Here is a 16,111-nt window from a genome sequence, read left to right on the forward strand (position 1 = left end):
CAGCCGCAAACGTGCGTGCGGCATACGCCGTGTAGTCGGCCGCGTTCATGTAGATCGTGGGCTGGTAGAACCTGTCGAAAGTGGTCTTGACGGCGTCGTGCAGCACCTTCACCAAAGCAGGGTCCATGCCCTTGGGACCACCGATGTCGAACGGTGATTCGGTGATGGTGTCCCAGCCGCTCTCCTACACGGTGGGCACATCGGCAAAGGCCTTGTTGCGCTCACGGCCCAGCGTGGCCAGCAGGCGCTGCTTGCCGCTCTGCACGTGCGGCGCGAACTCGGTGGTGCCGCTCATCATGCGGATGTGGCCCCCGAGGATGGAGCTCATGATCTCGGTCGAGCCCTTGAACGGGATCGGGTTGAGCTGGATGCCCGCGTTCCCGCTGAACTCCCCGATGGCCAGGGTTGCCAACAGCGGGTTGGCCCTCAAGACTCTGGCGCTCAGATCGCCGCGCTGCGCTGCGCCGCGAAGCTCACGAACCAGTCCAGGCAGCCGGGGTTGGCCATGGCTTCCTTGTTGATCACCTTCTCCACCGGCTGGCCCAGCAGCAGCTTCTTGATCGGCAGCTCCTGCTTCTTGCCCGAAAGCGTGCGCGGGATTTCGGCCACCTGGAACACGTCGTTGGGCACAAAGCGCGGCGAGAGTGCGGTGCGGATGCTGTCGGTGATGCGGGCGCGCACCGCGTCGTCGAGCGCCACGCCTTCGCGCAGCACCACGAACAGCGGCATGTAACTCTCGCGGCCCAGGTATTCAAGATCGACCACCATCGAGTCCATCACCTCGGGCAGCGCCTCGACCGCGCTGTAGAGCTCGCTGGTGCCCATGCGCAGCCCGTGGCGGTTGATGGTGGCGTCCGAGCGGCCGTAGATCACACACGATCCATCGGGATGGATGCGCAGCCAGTCGCCGTGTCGCCAGACGGCACCGGCCTCTTTGTCAAGATCACCGCCACCGGGTCGGCGACCATGTCCTGCGGGGTACATGTCGAAGTAGCTGCCCAGCAAGCGCTTGTTGTCGACATCGCCCACGAAGTACAGCGGCATTGACGGAATGGGCTGCGTGCACACCAACTCGCCCACCTCGTCATTCGCCGGCAGTCCCTGCTCGTTCCACGCTTCCACCGCGCAGCCCATGAGGCGGCATTGCATGCGGCCGGGTGTCTGCGGCAAGTCGCGGTGGCCGCCGATGAAGGCGCCGGCGAAGTCGGTGCCACCCGAAATGTTGCACCACCAGATGTCGCCCCCACGCTCCCCCGCTGCGCGTGGTCCTCTGCCCCCCGAGGGGGCTGATCCACCTTGGGGCGGCCCGGAGGTGGATCGGTCTTGCGCTGCCCACACCCTGCGGAACTGCTCCGTCCCCCAGTTCTGCGCGTCTTCCGACAATGGCGACCCGGTGGTGCCCAGCGCGCGCACGGCCGACAGATCCCCACACGTGGACAGGTCCACGCCCGCCTTGAGGCAGTTCGCAAAAAACGCGGCGCCCGCGCCGAAGAAGGTCACGCCCTGCTCGGCCGCGAAGCGCCACAGCGTGGTCCAGTCGGGTTTGTCTTTGGAGCCGCCGGGATTGCCGTCATAGATCACACAGGTGGTACCGCCCAACAGGCCGCCGGTCTGCGCATTCCACATCACCCAGCCGGTGGAGCTGTACCAGTGGTAACGCTCGCCCCAGCTGTTGGGCTCGTAGCTGCAGCCGATGTCGTTGTGCAGGATCTTGAGCGCGAGCGCCACGATGGTGGTGCCGCCGTGGCCGTGCACGATGGGTTTGGGCAGGCCGGTGGTGCCGCTCGAATACACGATCCACAGCGGGTGGTCGAAGGGCAGCCAGAGCGGTTCGAACTTCGCCACCGCGGCGTCCATGCGCGATGTGGCTTCGGCAAACGCAGTGCAGGGCGCGGCTGCCTCCAGCGCTCGGTCGGCAGCCTCTGCATCCTCGGCGGCCAGGTTGGTGTGCAGCACCACATGGCGCACCGTGGGCAGGGCGGCGCGCAGTTCGGCCACCACGGCCAGGCGGTCGAAGTCGCGCGCGCCGTAGGTCACGCCGTCGCAGGCGATCAGCACCACCGGATCGATCTGGCGAAAGCGGTCGAGCACGGCGTGGGTGCCCATGTCGGGTGCACAGATGCTCCACACGCCACCGATGCTCACCGTGGCCAGAAACGCCACCATGGCCTCGGGAATGTTGGGCAAATACGCGGCCACACGGTCGCCGGGCTGCACGCCCTGGGCCTGCAGGTGCAGCGCGAGCGACGCCACCTGGCGGCGCAATTCGGGCCAGCTCATCTCCACATGGCGGCCCTTCTCGTTGCGGCTCACGATGGCCATGAAGCCGGCGTCGTGCGCCGGCTGCACGTGGCGAAACACCTGCTGTGCGTAGTTCACCTGTGCGCCGGGAAACCAGCGTGCGCCGGGCATCACGTTGCGCTCCAGCACCGCCGTGTGGGGCGTCGGTGAGCGCATGTCGAAGTAGTCCCAGATGCTTTGCCAGAACGCGTCCAGTTCGGTGGTCGACCAGCGCCAGAGGTCGTCGTAGCTGTCGAACGTCAGGCCGCGCTGATCGGCCAGCCACTGCTGGTACAGGCGGATCTGTGGGGTGTAGGGTGGTGCGCTTGTCTCGTTCATGCCGTTATCCTTTTTGTCCATCAGGTTAACAGCGCAGTCGCGAACCAAGGGATTTCAGACCCGGGTTTGTACGGGTGTTCAACTTTTTTGTACAGCCGTTCAATGCCATCATGCCCGCCCGTCACCGTCCGCTCTCTGCCACGCCGCGCACTCGCCACAACGCTGCTGCATCGCGCAATGCCCAGCGCCCCGACCGCCAGCAGGCCATCTTGCTGGCAGCCGAAAAGTTGTTTGCGCAAAGCGGCTACCACGCGGTCACGATCCGCCAGATCGCCGAAGAAGCCGGTGTGCCGCTGGCGCTGGTGAGCTACTACTACGGCCCGAAACACGAGCTGTTCCACGCCATCTTCGCGCACTGGAACCAGACCATCGAAGAGCGCCTTGCCGCACTCAATGCGGCCTCACACGACCCCCAGGATCCGCAAACACTCACGCGCATCGTCGAGGCTTTTGTGGGCCCCGTCATCAAGCTGCGCTCCAGCCCCGAGGGCCATCACTACGCACAGCTGGTGGGCCGCGAGCTGGCCTACAGCAGCCAGGAGGCCGACCGCGTTCTGCGCGAGTTTTTCGACCCCATGGCCCACCGTTTCATTGATGCCCTGCACAGCGCCTTGCCACACGCCACACGCGCCGATGTGGCCTGGGGCTACCAATTTGCGCTCGGTGCCCTGCTGCACCACCTGGTGGACGACCGCATTGCGCGCCTCTCGCTGGAGTTGAACCAGCCCGGCGACCCCGCCGCGAGCGAGCGCCTGGTGCGCTTCATCGTCGGCGGCCTGCGCGCTGCCCTGCCCACCCCTTCCCCATCCCGTTCCGCCACTACCACCACGAGGAGACAGAGATGAAAAGACGCACTGCCCTGGCCGCTCTGGCCGCTATACCGGCCGCCATCGGCCTGCCTGCGTTCGCACAGAACGCGACCAAGATCGTGTTCGGCTACACCGCCGTTACCGACTTCGCCTCGGTGTTCATCGCGGCGGAAAACGGCTACTTCAAGAAGCGTGCGCTCGACGTGGAGCTCAAGTTCATCCCGATCAACTCCACCATCCCGGCCGCGGTGCAGGCGGGCTCGCTGCAGATCGGCGGACCTACGCCCAGCGTGTTCCTGCAGTCGGTCGACGGCGGGCTGGACCACGTGGTGGTGGCCGGCGGCGGCGTGACCTCCAAGACCATCACCGGCTTCGGTCTGGTGGCCAAGGCCGGCAGCGGCATCCGCACCGCCAAGGATTGCGTCGGCAAAAAAATCGGCGTGCCCGGCCTCGGGGCGTTTCTGCACGTGACCTTTCGCGGCTGGCTCAAGACACAGGGCGTGGACTTCAAAACCGTCAACTTCGTCGAGGCATCGTTCCCGCAACACGGCGACCTGCTGCGCGGCGGCTCGGTCGATGCAGTGGTCAGCGCCGACCCGTTCATGAGCCGCATCACCGACAGCGGCATCGGCTACGTGGCGTCCTACTACTCGACCTTTCTGCCCGAGAACCAGCCCACCATCATCCACACCGCACGGCGCGACTGGGTGGCGCAGAACGCCGGCGCAGCGCGCGCCTTCCGCGAGGCCGTGCAGGAAGCCGCCGCCTTCATGCAGCAACCGAAGAACAACGATGCGGTGCGCGCGGCCATCGGCAAATACATCAAGCTGCCGCCCGAGGTGATCGCAAAAATCCAGATCTCGCCGCCCGGGCCGGTGGTGACCGAGAAGCAGCTCAACTACTGGGTCGACCTCATGAACGACCAGGCCATGCTCAAGGGCCAGCCCAACGTCGCCAGCCTGATCGCGAAGTGAGCGCCAGGCACCCATGAGCCCAGTGTCCGACACCGTCCTGCAGTTCGACCAGGTGGCCATCACGCTGGGCGGTCGGGAAATCCTGTCGCCGGTGGACCTGTCCATCCGGCGCGGGGAGTTCGTCTGCGTGATCGGCCCATCGGGCTGTGGCAAGACCACGCTGCTGCGCGCCGCCGCCGGGTTTGTTGCGCCCAGCAGCGGCAGCGTGCACCGGCAGGGCCGGGCCATCACCGGTCCCAGCCGCGAGGTGGCGTTTGTGTTCCAGGACTACGGGCGCGCCCTGTTGCCCTGGCGCACGGTGCAGGCCAACGTGAGCCTGGCATTGGAGGCCGCGCTTGTGCCGGTGGCAGACCGACCGGCGCGCATTGCGCGTGTGCTGCAGACAGTGGGTCTGGGCGCCCACGCCGACAAGTTTCCGGCCCAGCTCTCGGGTGGCATGCAGCAGCGCGTTCAGATCGCGCGCTGCCTGGCGCAACAACCCGACGTGATGCTGATGGACGAGCCCTTTGGCGCGCTCGATGCCATGACGCGTGAGACGCTGCAGGACGAGCTCGCTCGCCTGGTGCGCGAGGAGGGCCTCACGGTTATGTTTGTCACCCACGACCTGGAAGAGGCGCTGTACCTGGGCGACCGCGTGATCGCGCTGCGCAGCAACCCCACAGCCGCGCTGCCCAGCCTGGCCGCGCTGATCGAGGTGCCGCTTCCGCAGCCGCGCGACCAGTTGAGCACCAAGGAGCACCCGGAATTCCTGCGCCTGCGCCGCGAGCTGTACCACTACCTGGGCCACTGAATGAAAGCCCTGGTCTTTCCAGCCGTGCTGCTGGGTTCACTCGAACTCTGGGCCCGCACCACGGGCCAGGGGAGCGACGCGATCGCGCCGCCCACCGCCGCCGTGCGCGCCTTCGGTGGTGCGCTCATGGACGGCTCGCTGCTGGAGGCCACGGCCTTCACGCTGGGCAGCGCCGCGCTGGGTCTGCTGATCGGCGCACTCGGCGGCGTGCTGCTCGGCACGCTGCTCGGCCTGTCGCGCCGCGCCGCGCAACTCGGCTACCTCAGCGTCGAGGTCGCGCGCCCCATTCCATCGGTGGCGCTGATCCCGCTGGCCATGCTGGTGTTCGGCTTCGGCCTGCGCATGGAAGTGAGCGTGGTGGCGTTTGCCTGCCTGTGGCCCATGCTGGTGCTCACGCAGGCTGCGGTGCTGCAGGTCGAGCCGCGTCTGCTGGAGGTGGCGCGCGCGCTGCAGCTCTCCAGGCTGCAGCGTTTCGTCTGGATCGTCGGCCCGGCCATCGTGCCGCGCCTGTTTGTGGCGCTGCGCCTGGGCGTGGCCATTGCGCTGGTGGTGGCCGTCACGGTGGAGATCGCGGCCAACCCGCACGGCATGGGCTACGCCATGATGATCGCGCAGCAAAGCCTGGACCCGGCGCTCATGCTGGCCTGGCTCGCGTGGATCGGTGTGGTGGGCTATGCCATCAACACCGGCGCACTGGCGCTGCAGCGCTGGGTGGCGCGTCGCATGGGAGAGCAGACCGCATGAGCACAATGCGCAAGACCCTCTCGATGCTGAGCGGCGCTGCCGGATCGGCGCTGGTGCTGGGCGGTTTCATCGCCCTGTGGTGGGCGGCCAGCCAGGGCGGCTGGGTCAACCGCGCCTTCCTGCCGTCGCCACAGGCCACGCTGGCCAGCCTGGTGCAGGGCATGGCCGGCGGAGACCTCGCAGCCTACACCTGGGCCACGCTCAGCCGCATGGTCAGCGGCTGGGTGCTGGCCAGCGCGCTGGGCATCGCGCTGGGCGCGCTCATCGGCAGTTCAGCGCGCGCCCGCGAATGGATCGCCCCCACGCTCGAATTCATCCGCCCGCTGCCGGCCTCGGCCGTGATGCCGCTGGCCATCGCCCTGTTCGGCCTGTCGGGCAACATGGTGTTGGCAGTGGTGGCGTTTGGCGCCATGTGGCCCGTGCTGCTGGCCACGCTGCACGGACTGGCGAACGTGCACCCGCAGTTGCGCGAGGTGTCGCGCTCGCTGGAACTGGGCCACCTTGCCTTCGTGCTCAAGGTGGGCCTGCCCAACGCCATGCCCGACATCCTGGCCGGCATGCGCCTGTCGCTCACGGTCTCGCTCATCGTGTCGGTGGTGGGCGAAATGATCGCCTCCCAGCCCGGGCTGGGCCAGGCCATCCTGCTGGCCGCCCGCTCCTTTCAAGCCAGCGATCTGTTTGCCGGCATCGTGCTGCTCGGAGCCCTGGGCTTCGCCAGCAATGTGCTGCTCGCCCTGGCCGAACGCCGTTTGCTGCGCTGGCAGCACCCCTGATTTCAACGCACCTGGGAGACCCCATGCCCCGACGATTTGTCGACCTGTCCATCTACCTTGAAAACGACGTGGTGAGCGATCCGCCAGCCTTCGCGCCCAAGATCCAGTACTTCACGCACGAGCACACCTTCGAGCAGATCGAGCCCTTCTTTCCGGGCCTGAAAAAGGAAGACCTGCCCGACGGCGAGGGCTGGGCGGTGGAGCTGGTGCAGCTCTCCACCCACAACGGCACGCACCTCGATGCGCCCTACCACTTCCACTCCACCATGGACCAGGCGCTGGGCGAGAAGAAGCCCGCGATCGCGATCCACGACGTGCCGCTGGAGTGGTGCTTCCAGCCCGGCGTGAAGCTGGACTTTCGGCACTTTGCCGACGGCTATGTGGTCACCGCCGACGACGTGGAAGCCGAGTTGAAGCGCGTCAACCACACCCTCAAACCCCTGGAGATCGTGGTGGTGAACACCCGCGCGGGCTCCCGCTACGGCCACAACGACTATGTGGCGGCCGGTTGCGGCATGGGCTACGAGGCCACCATGTACCTGCTGGAGCGCGGCGTGCGCCTGACCGGCACCGACGCCTGGAGCTGGGACGCGCCCTTCGTGCACACGGCCGTGAAGTACGACCAAACCAAAGACGCGTCGCTGATCTGGGAAGGACACAAGGCCGGGCGCGACATCGGCTACTGCCACCTGGAGAAGATGCACAACCTTGAAGCCTTGCCGGCCGACGGTTTCTTCATCTCGTGCTTCCCGCACAAGATCCGTGGCGCCTCGGCGGGCTGGACCCGCGCGGTCGCGATCTTCGACGACGCTCTCCAGGCAACGGCATAGCCCCCACGCTCCGCCGCTGCGCGGGTCGCTGCCCCCCGAGGGGGCTGATCCGGCTTGGGGCGGCCCGGCGCCGGATCGCCGCTCTTTCTCACAGGAAACCTCATGGAACTCAACCACACCCACGACGTCAACGCCCGCAGCTGGCTCGAATCCGCCAACGCACCGGGCACCGATTTCCCGATCCAGAACCTGCCTTTCGGTGTGTTCCGCCGCGCCGGCATCAGCGAAGCCTTTCGCGGTGGCGTGGCCATCGGCGACCAGGTGATCGACCTGGCGGCCGTCGCGCGTGAAGGCGCGGTGTCGGGCCCGGCCGCACAGGCGGTGAACGCCTGCACCGGCGACGCCCTCAACGACTTTCTGGCGCTGGGCCCCGCAGCCTGGCGCGCGCTGCGCCACGCGCTGTTCGACCTGCTCAAGGCCGGCGCCAGCGGCCCGGGCATGAACGCACTGCGCGACAGTCTGGTGCCGCAGGCCGAGACCGAGATGCGTGTGCCCACGCGCGTGGGCAACTACACCGACTTCTACACCTCCATCCACCACGCGCGCAACGTCGGCCGCGTGATCCGGCCCGACGACCCGCTCACGCCCAACTTCCAGTGGATCCCCATCGCGTACCACGGCCGCGCCTCCAGTGTGGTGGTGAGCGGCACACCGTTCAAACGCCCCATGGGCCAGGCCATGCCGCCGGGCGCATCAGCCCCGATCTACGGCCCCTGCCGGCGCCTCGACCACGAGCTTGAACTCGGCTTCTACATCGGCCCGGGCAACAACCTGGGCACGCCCATCCCCATCGCCGAAGCCGAAGACCACATCTTCGGCATGTGCCTGCTCAACGACTGGTCGGCGCGCGATCACCAGTTCTGGGAAATGAACCCGCTCGGCCCCTTCCTCGGCAAGAACTTCTGCACCACCGTCTCGCCCTGGATCGTGACGATGGAGGCGTTGGCGCCCTACCGTGTGCCCTTCGCCCACCCCGCCGACGAACCGCAGCCACTGGCCTACCTCACCAGCGCGACCAACTCACAGCGTGGCGGTGTGGACGTGCAGCTGGAAGTGCTGATCGAGTCTCGCCAGCACCGTGAACGCGCCGTGGCACCCGACCGCCTTTCCGCCACCAGCTTTCGCCACCAGTACTGGACCATCGCGCAGATGGTGGCGCAGCACAGCGTGGGCGGCTGCAACCTGCAACCGGGCGACCTGCTGGGCACCGGCACCATCTCCGGCCCCACGCCCGAGCAGGCCGGCGCCATGGTGGAGCTCAGCCTGGGCGGCACGCGCAGCATTCCGCTGCCCGGCACCGGCGAAGCACGCACCTTTCTGGAAGACGGCGACGCCATCATCCTGCGCGGCTGGTGCGAAAAGCCGGGCGCGGCGCGCATCGGCTTTGGCGAGAACCGGGGCGAAGTGCTGCCCGCCATCGGGACCTGAGCGCACAGGCCGGGCACCTGAGGGGGCCAGGGTTGCGGGCACAATGCCGCCAACCTCGACCACCACTTAGGAGTACCCCATGGGCCTGTTCAGCTGGACGGAAAAGCCGTCCTCCACTCTCGACAACGGCGGCGTGATCGCCCCCGACGAGAGACTGCCCTGGCCGCAGACCACCGTGATGGGGGTGCAGCACGTCATCGCCATGTTTGGTGCCACGGTGCTGGCGCCGCTGCTCATGGGCTTCAACCCCAACGTGGCCATCCTCATGAGCGGCATCGGCACGCTCATCTTCTTCTTCATCACCGGCGGCAAGGTGCCCAGCTACCTCGGCTCCAGCTTCGCCTTCATCGGCGTGGTGATCGCCGCCAGTGGCTATGCCGGCCCCGGCCCCAACGCCAACCTGGGCGTGGCGCTGGGCGGCATCATCATTTGCGGCCTGGTCTACACCGTCATCGGCTTCATCGTGCACGCCACCAACGTGAAGCACACCAGGTCGCGACCCATGGCCGGCATGGAGGTCGACGAGGTGGATGAAGGCGCGGCCGTGCACTGGATCGAACGCCTCATGCCGCCGGTGGTCACCGGCACCGTGGTGGCCGTGATCGGCCTGAACCTCGCCGCCATCCCCATCAAGAACATGGCGCCCACCGGATTCGACGCCTGGATGCAAGCCATCACCTTCATCAGCGTGGCGCTGGTGGCCGTGTACGCGCGCGGCATGACGCAGCGCCTGCTGATCCTGGTCGGCCTCATCGTGGCCAGCGTGGTCTACGCTGTGCTCACCAACGGCCTGGGCCTGGGCAAACCCATCGACGTCTCGGGCATCGCCAACGCCGCGTGGTTCGGCATGCCCACCTTTGCCGCGCCGGTGTTCCAGGCGCAAGCGATCCTGCTGATTGCACCGGTGGCGCTGATCCTGGTGGCCGAGAACCTGGGCCACATCAAGGCCGTGAGCGCCATGACCGGGCGCGACCTCAACCCGTATCTCGGCAAAGCCTTCATCGGCGACGGCGTGGCCACCATGGTCAGCGGCGCGGCGGGCGGTACCGGCGTGACCACCTACGCCGAGAACATCGGCGTGATGGCCGCCACCAAGATCTACTCCACCGCCATGTTCGTGGTGGCCGCGTGCATCGCCATCGTGCTGGGTTTCAGCCCGAAGTTCGGCGCGCTGATCCAGGCGATCCCGCTGGCCGTGATGGGCGGTGTGTCCATCGTGGTGTTCGGCCTCATCGCCATCGCCGGCGCCAAGATCTGGGTCGACAACAAGGTCGACTTCTCGGACAACAAGAACCTGCTGGTGGCCGCGATCCCGATCATCCTGGGCACGGGCGAATACACGCTGAAGTTCGGCGAGTTCGGCCTGGGCGGCATCGGCACCGCCACCTTCGGCGCGATCTTCCTGTATTGGTTGCTGAGCCGAGGCAAGGCATAAGCGCCCTGGCCGCGCGACCTGAAGAAAGCCGTACGCCATGTCCCTCGACACCCTGATCACCCACAACATGTTGACGCCCGCCTCTCACGAGGCGAGTCCCGACGCGTGTGCGCTGGTGTTGATGGGTGGCGGTGCGCGCACGGCCTACCAGGCCGGCGTGCTCAAGGCGCTGGCCGCCATGCAGCCGAAGGGCGCGCAGGCGTTTCCGTTTCGCTGGTTGTTCGGCACGTCGGCCGGTGCGCTGAATGCGGCCTACCTCGCCAGCGTGGCCGAGCAGGGGCTGGCGGCCTTGCCGCTGCTGGCGCGGTTCTGGATGGGCTTGCGCTCGGAACAGGTCTACCGGCTGGAGGCGCCGGGCTGGGTGCGCGCCAACCGGCTGGTGGCGGGCTGGACGCTGGCGCGCCAGGTGCGGCGCCACCGCGCCCTGCTCGACACGCTGCCGCTGGTGGACACCCTGCACCGCGCGATCAACCTGCAAGGTCTGGAGCGCGCGCTGGAGCAGCGCACCATTGAAGCGCTCGGCGTCACCGCGTCGAGCTACACCAGCGGTGAGCACTGGACCTTCTGCCAGACCCGCCCCGGCCATCCTGCGCAGGCCTGGCACCGGCCCGGGCGGCGGGCGGATTTCCAGCCCGTCACCATCGAACACCTCATGGCATCCAGCGCCATCCCGTTTCTCTTTCCGGCCGTGCCGCTGTGGGTCGATGGCCACAAGGAGCATTTTGGTGACGGCTCCATGCGCCAGCTCTCGCCGCTGTCGCCCGCCATCCATTTCGGCGCGCGGCGCGTGCTGGTGATCGGTGTGGGCCAGCCACAGCGCTCGGGCATGGTGGTGCGCGCGGCGGGCGACCCCACGGCCGGCACCATCGCCGGCCACGCCATGGCCAGCGTGTTCCACGACACCTTGCAGGCCGACGTGGAGCAGGCCCAGCGCGTGAGCCAGACCCTGTCGCGCCTGCCGCCCTCGCTGGCCGCGGCACTGCCCTACCGGCCGGTCGACGTGCTGGCGATCCAGCCCAGCTTCTCGCTCGACGAACTGGCGCACAAACACATTGGCGAATTGCCCGCGCCCACCCGCAACACCCTGGCCGGCCTGGGCGCGCTGGACACCGCGCGTGGTGCCGCCGGCAGCGCCGCGGCGCTGGCCAGCTACCTGCTGTTTGAACCCGGCTTCGTGCACGCGCTGATCGAATTGGGTGAGCACGATGCCTGGCGCCGAAAAGACGAACTGATGCGTTTTCTGGCGCCTCATGCGCCCCTCGACAGCGCTGCTGCAGTGCCATAATTCGCCACTCCAACCCACCCCGGATAGCCCCATGGACAGCACGCCCCCCAGTTGCGTGCTTTCAGCCACCCCCGCCACCGTCTGATCGTCGCCGCCCGCGCGGCGGCCTGAATCGGGCGGCCTGCTGGCTGAAAGCACCTTTACCGCCCACGCGGCCCGCCCACGCGGCCCGCCCTTTCAGACAGCAGACCTCGCCGGGAGCGCTCCATGCTCAACGTTTTCACCCTGGCCAATGGCCGCCTCTTCCAGGAAGAGATCGAGTCGCTCGAAGAGCTGGCTCAGTTCAAGCCGATCTGGGTCGACCTCGAAGACCCCACTCCCGAAGAGCGCCGCTGGGTCAAGCAGCACTTCGGCCTGTCGATTCCCGAAGACGCGATGGACGAGGACATCGAGGAGTCGGCCCGCTTCTTCGAAGAAGACAACGGCGAGCTGCATGTGCGCTCCGACTTCCTGATCGACGACGAGGAAGACCCGCGCGCGGTGCGGGTGGCCTTCATCCTCAACGAGCACAACGACACCCTGAAGAGCCAGGGCGTGCTGTTCTCCATCCACGACGAAGACGTGCCGGTGTTCCGCCTGCTGCGCATGCGCGCGCGCCGCATGCCGGGCCTGATCGAGGACGCCAAGGACGTGCTGCTGATGCTGTTCGACGCCGACGCCGAGTACTGCGCCGACACGTTGGAGGACATCTACGACGAGATCGAAACAGTGAGCAAGAAGGTGCTCAACAGCAACGCCTCGGACAACCTGCTGAGCGAGGCGCTGTCGGCGATCGCACGCCACGAGGACATGTCGGGCCGTATCCGCCGCAACGTGATGGACACGCGCCGCGCGGTGAGCTTCATGATGCGCAGCCGCCTGCTGAGCGCCGAGCAGTTCGAAGACGCGCGCCAGATCCTGCGCGACCTGGACTCGCTCGACAGCCACACCGCCTTCCTGTTCGACAAGATCAACTTCCTGATGGACGCCACGGTGGGTTTCATCAACATCAACCAGAACAAGATCATCAAGATCTTCTCGGTGGCCAGCGTCTCGCTGCTGCCGCCCACGCTGGTGGCCAGCAGCTACGGCATGAACTTCGCCTTCATGCCCGAACTGCAGTGGCAGTACGGCTACCCATTGGCGCTGGCGCTGATGGTGCTGTCGGCCGTGGTGCCCATGCTGTACTTCCGCAAGCGCGGCTGGCTGCGCTAGGGAGCCTTGCTCAGGCCAGCGCGGCCTCGATGTCCGCGGCCAGTTTCTCCGGGGCGTCATGCGGCGCGTAGCGTTTGATCACGCGCCCGTCCTTGCCCACCAGAAACTTGGTGAAGTTCCATTTGATCGCCTTGCTGCCCAACAGCCCCGGGGCCTCGGCCGTGAGCCACTGGTACAGCGGGTGGGCTTCAGCGCCGTTCACGTTCACCTTCTCCATCATGGGGAAAGTCACCCCGTAGTTGAGCTGGCAAAAGCTGGCGATCTCGTCGTTGCTGCCCGGATCCTGGCTGCCGAACTGGTTGCAGGGAAATCCCAGCACCACCAGACCACGCCCGCCATAGGTCTTGTGCAGCTTTTCCAGACCGCCGAACTGCGGGGTGAAGCCACAGGCACTGGCGGTGTTGACGATCAGCAGGGGTTTTCCCTTGAACTGCGCGAGCGACACCGGTTTGCCGTCGATGGACAGGGCGTCAAAGTCGTGGATGCTGGACATGGGGCTCCTTGGGGAATGGTCGGGGGAAAGTTAGGAGCGGGTGCCTGAGGGGGACCGCGTCCGAGGTGTCGCATTTCAAATGAGATGCCCATCGGAGACAGCTTGTTTCGTTACAAAAAAGGCATACTCATCAAGGTCTTAGGACATCAACCAACTTTTCAGCGGGCGGGGCAGATCGATGGTGGCAGCTTATTCGGTGGCGCTGGTGGGCTTCACGCAAGCCGAGTCTGCCACTTTCGAGTCCTTTTTCCGCATGGCCGCGCGCCGCCCCCCCAGCTACACCGTGCAGGACGAGGTGATGGACGCCCAGATCCTGATCGTCAACGCCGACAACACCCAGGCACTGCACCTTGTTCGCTATGCCGAACTGCCCGGCAAAATCCTGCTGATCGGGCAATCCGACGGCGGCACTGGCTGGCCACTGCAGCTCAAACCCGTCAAGCTGGTGTCGGTGCTCAACGCGCTGGATGTCATCGTCGGCGTGCGCCCGGCGGCAGCGAACCAGCGTGCGCCCGCTGGCGGGTTTGCGGCCACCCAGCCGTTCCAGAGCTCCCAGCTGCAAGGCCTGGACGCCAGCATGCGCCTGGCCAGTGGCCGCCTGGCAGCACCCGACCACCTGCCCCCGGTGGCCTCCAGCATGGGCGCCGACCGCGGGTTTTCAGCCACCCTGCCGCCCGAAGAAGAGCCGCCCCGGCCCATGGCCCCGGCGGTGAACCTGCGCCGGCGCCGCTCGGCCGACACCGAGTTTCCGGCCACCCGGCCCATGGAACGCGGCGAAGAACGTGCCCTGGCGGCCATGCCCCCGCCGCCACAGCGCACGACTGCGCCCGGCAACCGGCAGGGCACGATGCGCCTGACCGACTTTGGGGGACTGGACGACCTGCCATCACCGCCCGCGCCGCGCTCCACCCGTTCGCCACGTTCCCGCATCAGCACCGACAAGGCCGCCGTGCCCGACGTGGCGCGCGGCGACATGCTGCTGGTGGCCGAGAGCCTGGTGGAAGGCCGCATCCTGCTCAAGCGTTTCAAGCGCTATGGCCTGAACATCGACTGGTCGCGCGAAGCCGCGCAGGCGCTGGTGATGCTCAAGGCCAACCCCTACCGCCTGGTGGTGATCGACCGGCTCAAGGGCGACCCCGACGCCAACCAGATCTGCCGCTCTGCCAAACAGACCAAGGGCCCCAAGGGCGCGCCGGTGGTGATCATGTTCGCCCCCACCGCCGGCAGCATGGACCGCATGAAGGCGGGCCTGGCCGGCAGCGACGCCTACCTGTCGCGCTCGGTGAGCGAGAGTGATCTGTACAAGGTGCTGGCGCAGCACCGGCTGGTGAGCCTCGACGGCTTCGCGCCCACCAACGTCGGGTTCTAGCCGTGCAGGTCGTCGCGCCTGGCGATTTCCAGCAGCCGCTCCAGCTCGTGCGGATGCGTGCGCTGGTTGTGGCGGTGCCAGAGTGCGATCACGGCCATGAAGCCGGCCACCAGCACACCAAAGGCGGTGATGGCCGCGAAGGCCGACCAGCCCCAGGCGGTGGAGGATGCGTAGAGCGCGCCCAGCACCAGGATGCAGGCTTGTTCGTTGAAGTTCTGCACGGCGATCGAGCGGCCCGCACCCATGAGGTTGTGTCCCCGGTGCTGCAACAGCGCGTTCATGGGCACCACCAGAAAACCGCCCAGGCCACCCAGCAGCACCAGAAACGGCGCGGCCACCCAGACGTTGTCGATGAAGTTCATGAGGATCACCAGCACGCCCATGGCGATGCCCAGCGGCATCACGCGCGTGGCCTGGTCGAGCCGCATGCGCATGGAGGCCACCACCGCACCCACCGCCGTGCCCAGCGCCACCACGCCCACCAGCGAGGACGCCTGCGTGGTGCTGTAGCCCAATGCCGCACCGGCCCAGGCCAGCACGATGTAACGCAGGTTGCCCGACACGCCCCAGAACAGCGTGGTGGTGGCCAGTGAGATCTGGCCCAGCCGGTCGCGCCACAGGCGGCTGTTGCAGCGCCAGAAATCGGGCAGCAGCGCCCAGGGGTTGGCGGGCATGGGGCGTGGCGTCACGCCGGTGAGCGGGATGCGGGTGTTGAACCACGCCGCCAGCATGTAGACCAACATCAGCGCGGCCACCGCAGCTTGTGCGGGGTGGTGGATGCCGGTGTGCAAACCGGGGATGTCGATCGCCAGCAAGTGTGCCGACACCCACGGGCTCACCAACTGGCCGCCCAGCAACACGCCCAGGATGATGGAAGCGATGGTGAGGCCTTCGATCCAGCCGTTGGCCTTGACCAGCTGTGAGGGCGGCAGCAGTTCGGTGAGGATGCCGTACTTGGCCGGCGAGTAGGCTGCGGCACCCAGACCCACCAGCGTGTAGGCCAGCAGCGGATGCACGCCGGTGAGCATGAGCAGGCAGCCCACGACCTTGATGGCGTTGCTGATGAACATGACCTGGCCTTTTGGCCTCGCATCCGCGAACGCGCCCACAAAAGGCGCGAGCACCACGTAGAACAAGGCAAACAGGGGAACGAGGGCAGCGCTTTGCCACTCGGGGGCACCACGCGTGCGCAGCAGTTCGATCGCGGCCACGAACAGCGCGTTGTCCGCCAGCGAACTGAAGAACTGCGCCGTCATGATGGTGTAGAAGCCGCGCTTCATGGCGATGATTTTGAGCGCCGAAGGGCCTCAGCGGAGAGTGGCTGAGCGGGTCGCAGCGGCTTTTTTATGCGACAGTTGACGGGTGTCT

General features: G+C 67.1%; 15 protein-coding genes. 11 read left to right on the forward strand and 4 right to left on the reverse strand.

The window, feature by feature from the left end:
* Window positions 1–184 precede the first annotated feature (184 nt).
* Both Q0C59_RS03685 and Q0C59_RS03690 read right to left on the reverse strand, forming a co-directional pair.
* Complete coding sequence (locus tag Q0C59_RS03685; RefSeq protein WP_291211857.1) at window positions 185–412, reverse strand: tripartite tricarboxylate transporter substrate-binding protein; 228 nt, start codon at window positions 410–412, stop codon at window positions 185–187.
* A gap of 29 nt (window positions 413–441) precedes the next feature.
* Entirely contained in the window at window positions 442–2,619 is a 2,178-nt protein-coding gene (locus tag Q0C59_RS03690; RefSeq protein WP_291211860.1) for an acetoacetate--CoA ligase, read from the reverse strand.
* Between the two features lie 110 nt (window positions 2,620–2,729).
* On the opposite strand from Q0C59_RS03690, the gene Q0C59_RS03695 reads away from it, so the two are divergent.
* The 10 genes from Q0C59_RS03695 (at window position 2,730) to corA (ending at window position 12,881) form a co-directional block, all read left to right on the forward strand.
* Window positions 2,730–3,464: a TetR/AcrR family transcriptional regulator gene (locus Q0C59_RS03695; protein ID WP_291211863.1), complete on the forward strand. Its 735-nt coding sequence runs from the start codon at window positions 2,730–2,732 to the stop codon at window positions 3,462–3,464.
* Complete coding sequence (locus Q0C59_RS03700) at window positions 3,461–4,402, forward strand: ABC transporter substrate-binding protein (protein ID WP_291211865.1); 942 nt, start codon at window positions 3,461–3,463, stop codon at window positions 4,400–4,402. Before Q0C59_RS03695 ends, Q0C59_RS03700 begins: the two co-directional genes overlap by 4 nt.
* Before the next feature lie 13 nt (window positions 4,403–4,415).
* Window positions 4,416–5,192, forward strand: a complete 777-nt coding sequence (locus Q0C59_RS03705) for an ABC transporter ATP-binding protein (protein WP_291211868.1) — start codon at window positions 4,416–4,418, stop codon at window positions 5,190–5,192.
* Window positions 5,193–5,936, forward strand: a complete 744-nt coding sequence (locus tag Q0C59_RS03710) for an ABC transporter permease (RefSeq protein ID WP_291211870.1) — start codon at window positions 5,193–5,195, stop codon at window positions 5,934–5,936. It begins immediately after the preceding gene.
* A complete protein-coding gene (locus Q0C59_RS03715) occupies window positions 5,933–6,709 on the forward strand; it encodes an ABC transporter permease (protein ID WP_291211873.1) in 777 nt (258 codons plus the stop codon). The genes Q0C59_RS03710 and Q0C59_RS03715 overlap by 4 nt, the downstream gene beginning before the upstream one ends.
* Window positions 6,710–6,732: 23 nt before the next feature.
* A complete protein-coding gene (locus tag Q0C59_RS03720) occupies window positions 6,733–7,539 on the forward strand; it encodes a cyclase family protein (RefSeq protein WP_291211875.1) in 807 nt (268 codons plus the stop codon).
* A 102-nt stretch (window positions 7,540–7,641) separates the two neighbouring features.
* Window positions 7,642–8,967, forward strand: a complete 1,326-nt coding sequence (gene fahA / locus Q0C59_RS03725; RefSeq protein ID WP_291211878.1) for a fumarylacetoacetase — start codon at window positions 7,642–7,644, stop codon at window positions 8,965–8,967.
* Between the two features lie 79 nt (window positions 8,968–9,046).
* Complete coding sequence (locus tag Q0C59_RS03730; protein WP_291211880.1) at window positions 9,047–10,402, forward strand: solute carrier family 23 protein; 1,356 nt, start codon at window positions 9,047–9,049, stop codon at window positions 10,400–10,402.
* Between the two features lie 37 nt (window positions 10,403–10,439).
* Window positions 10,440–11,687, forward strand: coding sequence for a patatin-like phospholipase family protein (locus Q0C59_RS03735; protein WP_291211883.1), 1,248 nt, complete (start codon window positions 10,440–10,442; stop codon window positions 11,685–11,687).
* Window positions 11,688–11,894: 207 nt separating this feature from the next.
* The gene (corA, locus tag Q0C59_RS03740; RefSeq protein WP_291211887.1) at window positions 11,895–12,881 is read left to right on the forward strand and encodes a magnesium/cobalt transporter CorA; all 987 of its coding nucleotides are present in this window, start codon (window positions 11,895–11,897) and stop codon (window positions 12,879–12,881) included.
* Window positions 12,882–12,891: 10 nt separating this feature from the next.
* Here corA and Q0C59_RS03745 read toward each other — a convergent pair whose 3' ends face one another.
* Window positions 12,892–13,374, reverse strand: a complete 483-nt coding sequence (locus Q0C59_RS03745) for a glutathione peroxidase (protein ID WP_291211889.1) — start codon at window positions 13,372–13,374, stop codon at window positions 12,892–12,894.
* A 178-nt stretch (window positions 13,375–13,552) separates the two neighbouring features.
* On the opposite strand from Q0C59_RS03745, the gene Q0C59_RS03750 reads away from it, so the two are divergent.
* Window positions 13,553–14,743, forward strand: a complete 1,191-nt coding sequence (locus tag Q0C59_RS03750; protein WP_291211891.1) for a hypothetical protein — start codon at window positions 13,553–13,555, stop codon at window positions 14,741–14,743.
* Here the strand turns inward: Q0C59_RS03750 and lplT are convergent.
* Window positions 14,740–16,023, reverse strand: a complete 1,284-nt coding sequence (gene lplT, locus Q0C59_RS03755; protein ID WP_291211894.1) for a lysophospholipid transporter LplT — start codon at window positions 16,021–16,023, stop codon at window positions 14,740–14,742. The genes Q0C59_RS03750 and lplT overlap by 4 nt on opposite strands.
* Window positions 16,024–16,111: the final 88 nt, after the last annotated feature.

Origin of the sequence: Hydrogenophaga sp., from assembly GCF_022844385.1 — a bacterium.
In the GTDB taxonomy this organism is placed as follows: Bacteria; Pseudomonadota; Gammaproteobacteria; order Burkholderiales; family Burkholderiaceae_C; genus Hydrogenophaga.

Bases quoted from the DNA above. Each gene is read 5' to 3' on its own strand.
- Q0C59_RS03710 (WP_291211870.1), top strand. From the start codon at position 5,193: ATGAAAGCCCTGGTCTTTCCAGCCGTGCTGCTGGGTTCACTCGAACTC.
- Q0C59_RS03735 (WP_291211883.1), top strand. From the start codon at position 10,440: ATGTCCCTCGACACCCTGATCACCCACAACATGTTGACGCCCGCCTCT.
- lplT (WP_291211894.1), bottom strand. From the start codon at position 16,023: ATGAAGCGCGGCTTCTACACCATCATGACGGCGCAGTTCTTCAGTTCG.
- Q0C59_RS03720 (WP_291211875.1), top strand. From the start codon at position 6,733: ATGCCCCGACGATTTGTCGACCTGTCCATCTACCTTGAAAACGACGTG.
- corA (WP_291211887.1), top strand. From the start codon at position 11,895: ATGCTCAACGTTTTCACCCTGGCCAATGGCCGCCTCTTCCAGGAAGAG.
- Q0C59_RS03745 (WP_291211889.1), bottom strand. From the start codon at position 13,374: ATGTCCAGCATCCACGACTTTGACGCCCTGTCCATCGACGGCAAACCG.
- Q0C59_RS03695 (WP_291211863.1), top strand. From the start codon at position 2,730: ATGCCCGCCCGTCACCGTCCGCTCTCTGCCACGCCGCGCACTCGCCAC.
- fahA (WP_291211878.1), top strand. From the start codon at position 7,642: ATGGAACTCAACCACACCCACGACGTCAACGCCCGCAGCTGGCTCGAA.
- Q0C59_RS03730 (WP_291211880.1), top strand. From the start codon at position 9,047: ATGGGCCTGTTCAGCTGGACGGAAAAGCCGTCCTCCACTCTCGACAAC.
- Q0C59_RS03705 (WP_291211868.1), top strand. From the start codon at position 4,416: ATGAGCCCAGTGTCCGACACCGTCCTGCAGTTCGACCAGGTGGCCATC.
- Q0C59_RS03690 (WP_291211860.1), bottom strand. From the start codon at position 2,619: ATGAACGAGACAAGCGCACCACCCTACACCCCACAGATCCGCCTGTAC.
- Q0C59_RS03750 (WP_291211891.1), top strand. From the start codon at position 13,553: ATGGTGGCAGCTTATTCGGTGGCGCTGGTGGGCTTCACGCAAGCCGAG.
- Q0C59_RS03700 (WP_291211865.1), top strand. From the start codon at position 3,461: ATGAAAAGACGCACTGCCCTGGCCGCTCTGGCCGCTATACCGGCCGCC.
- Q0C59_RS03715 (WP_291211873.1), top strand. From the start codon at position 5,933: ATGAGCACAATGCGCAAGACCCTCTCGATGCTGAGCGGCGCTGCCGGA.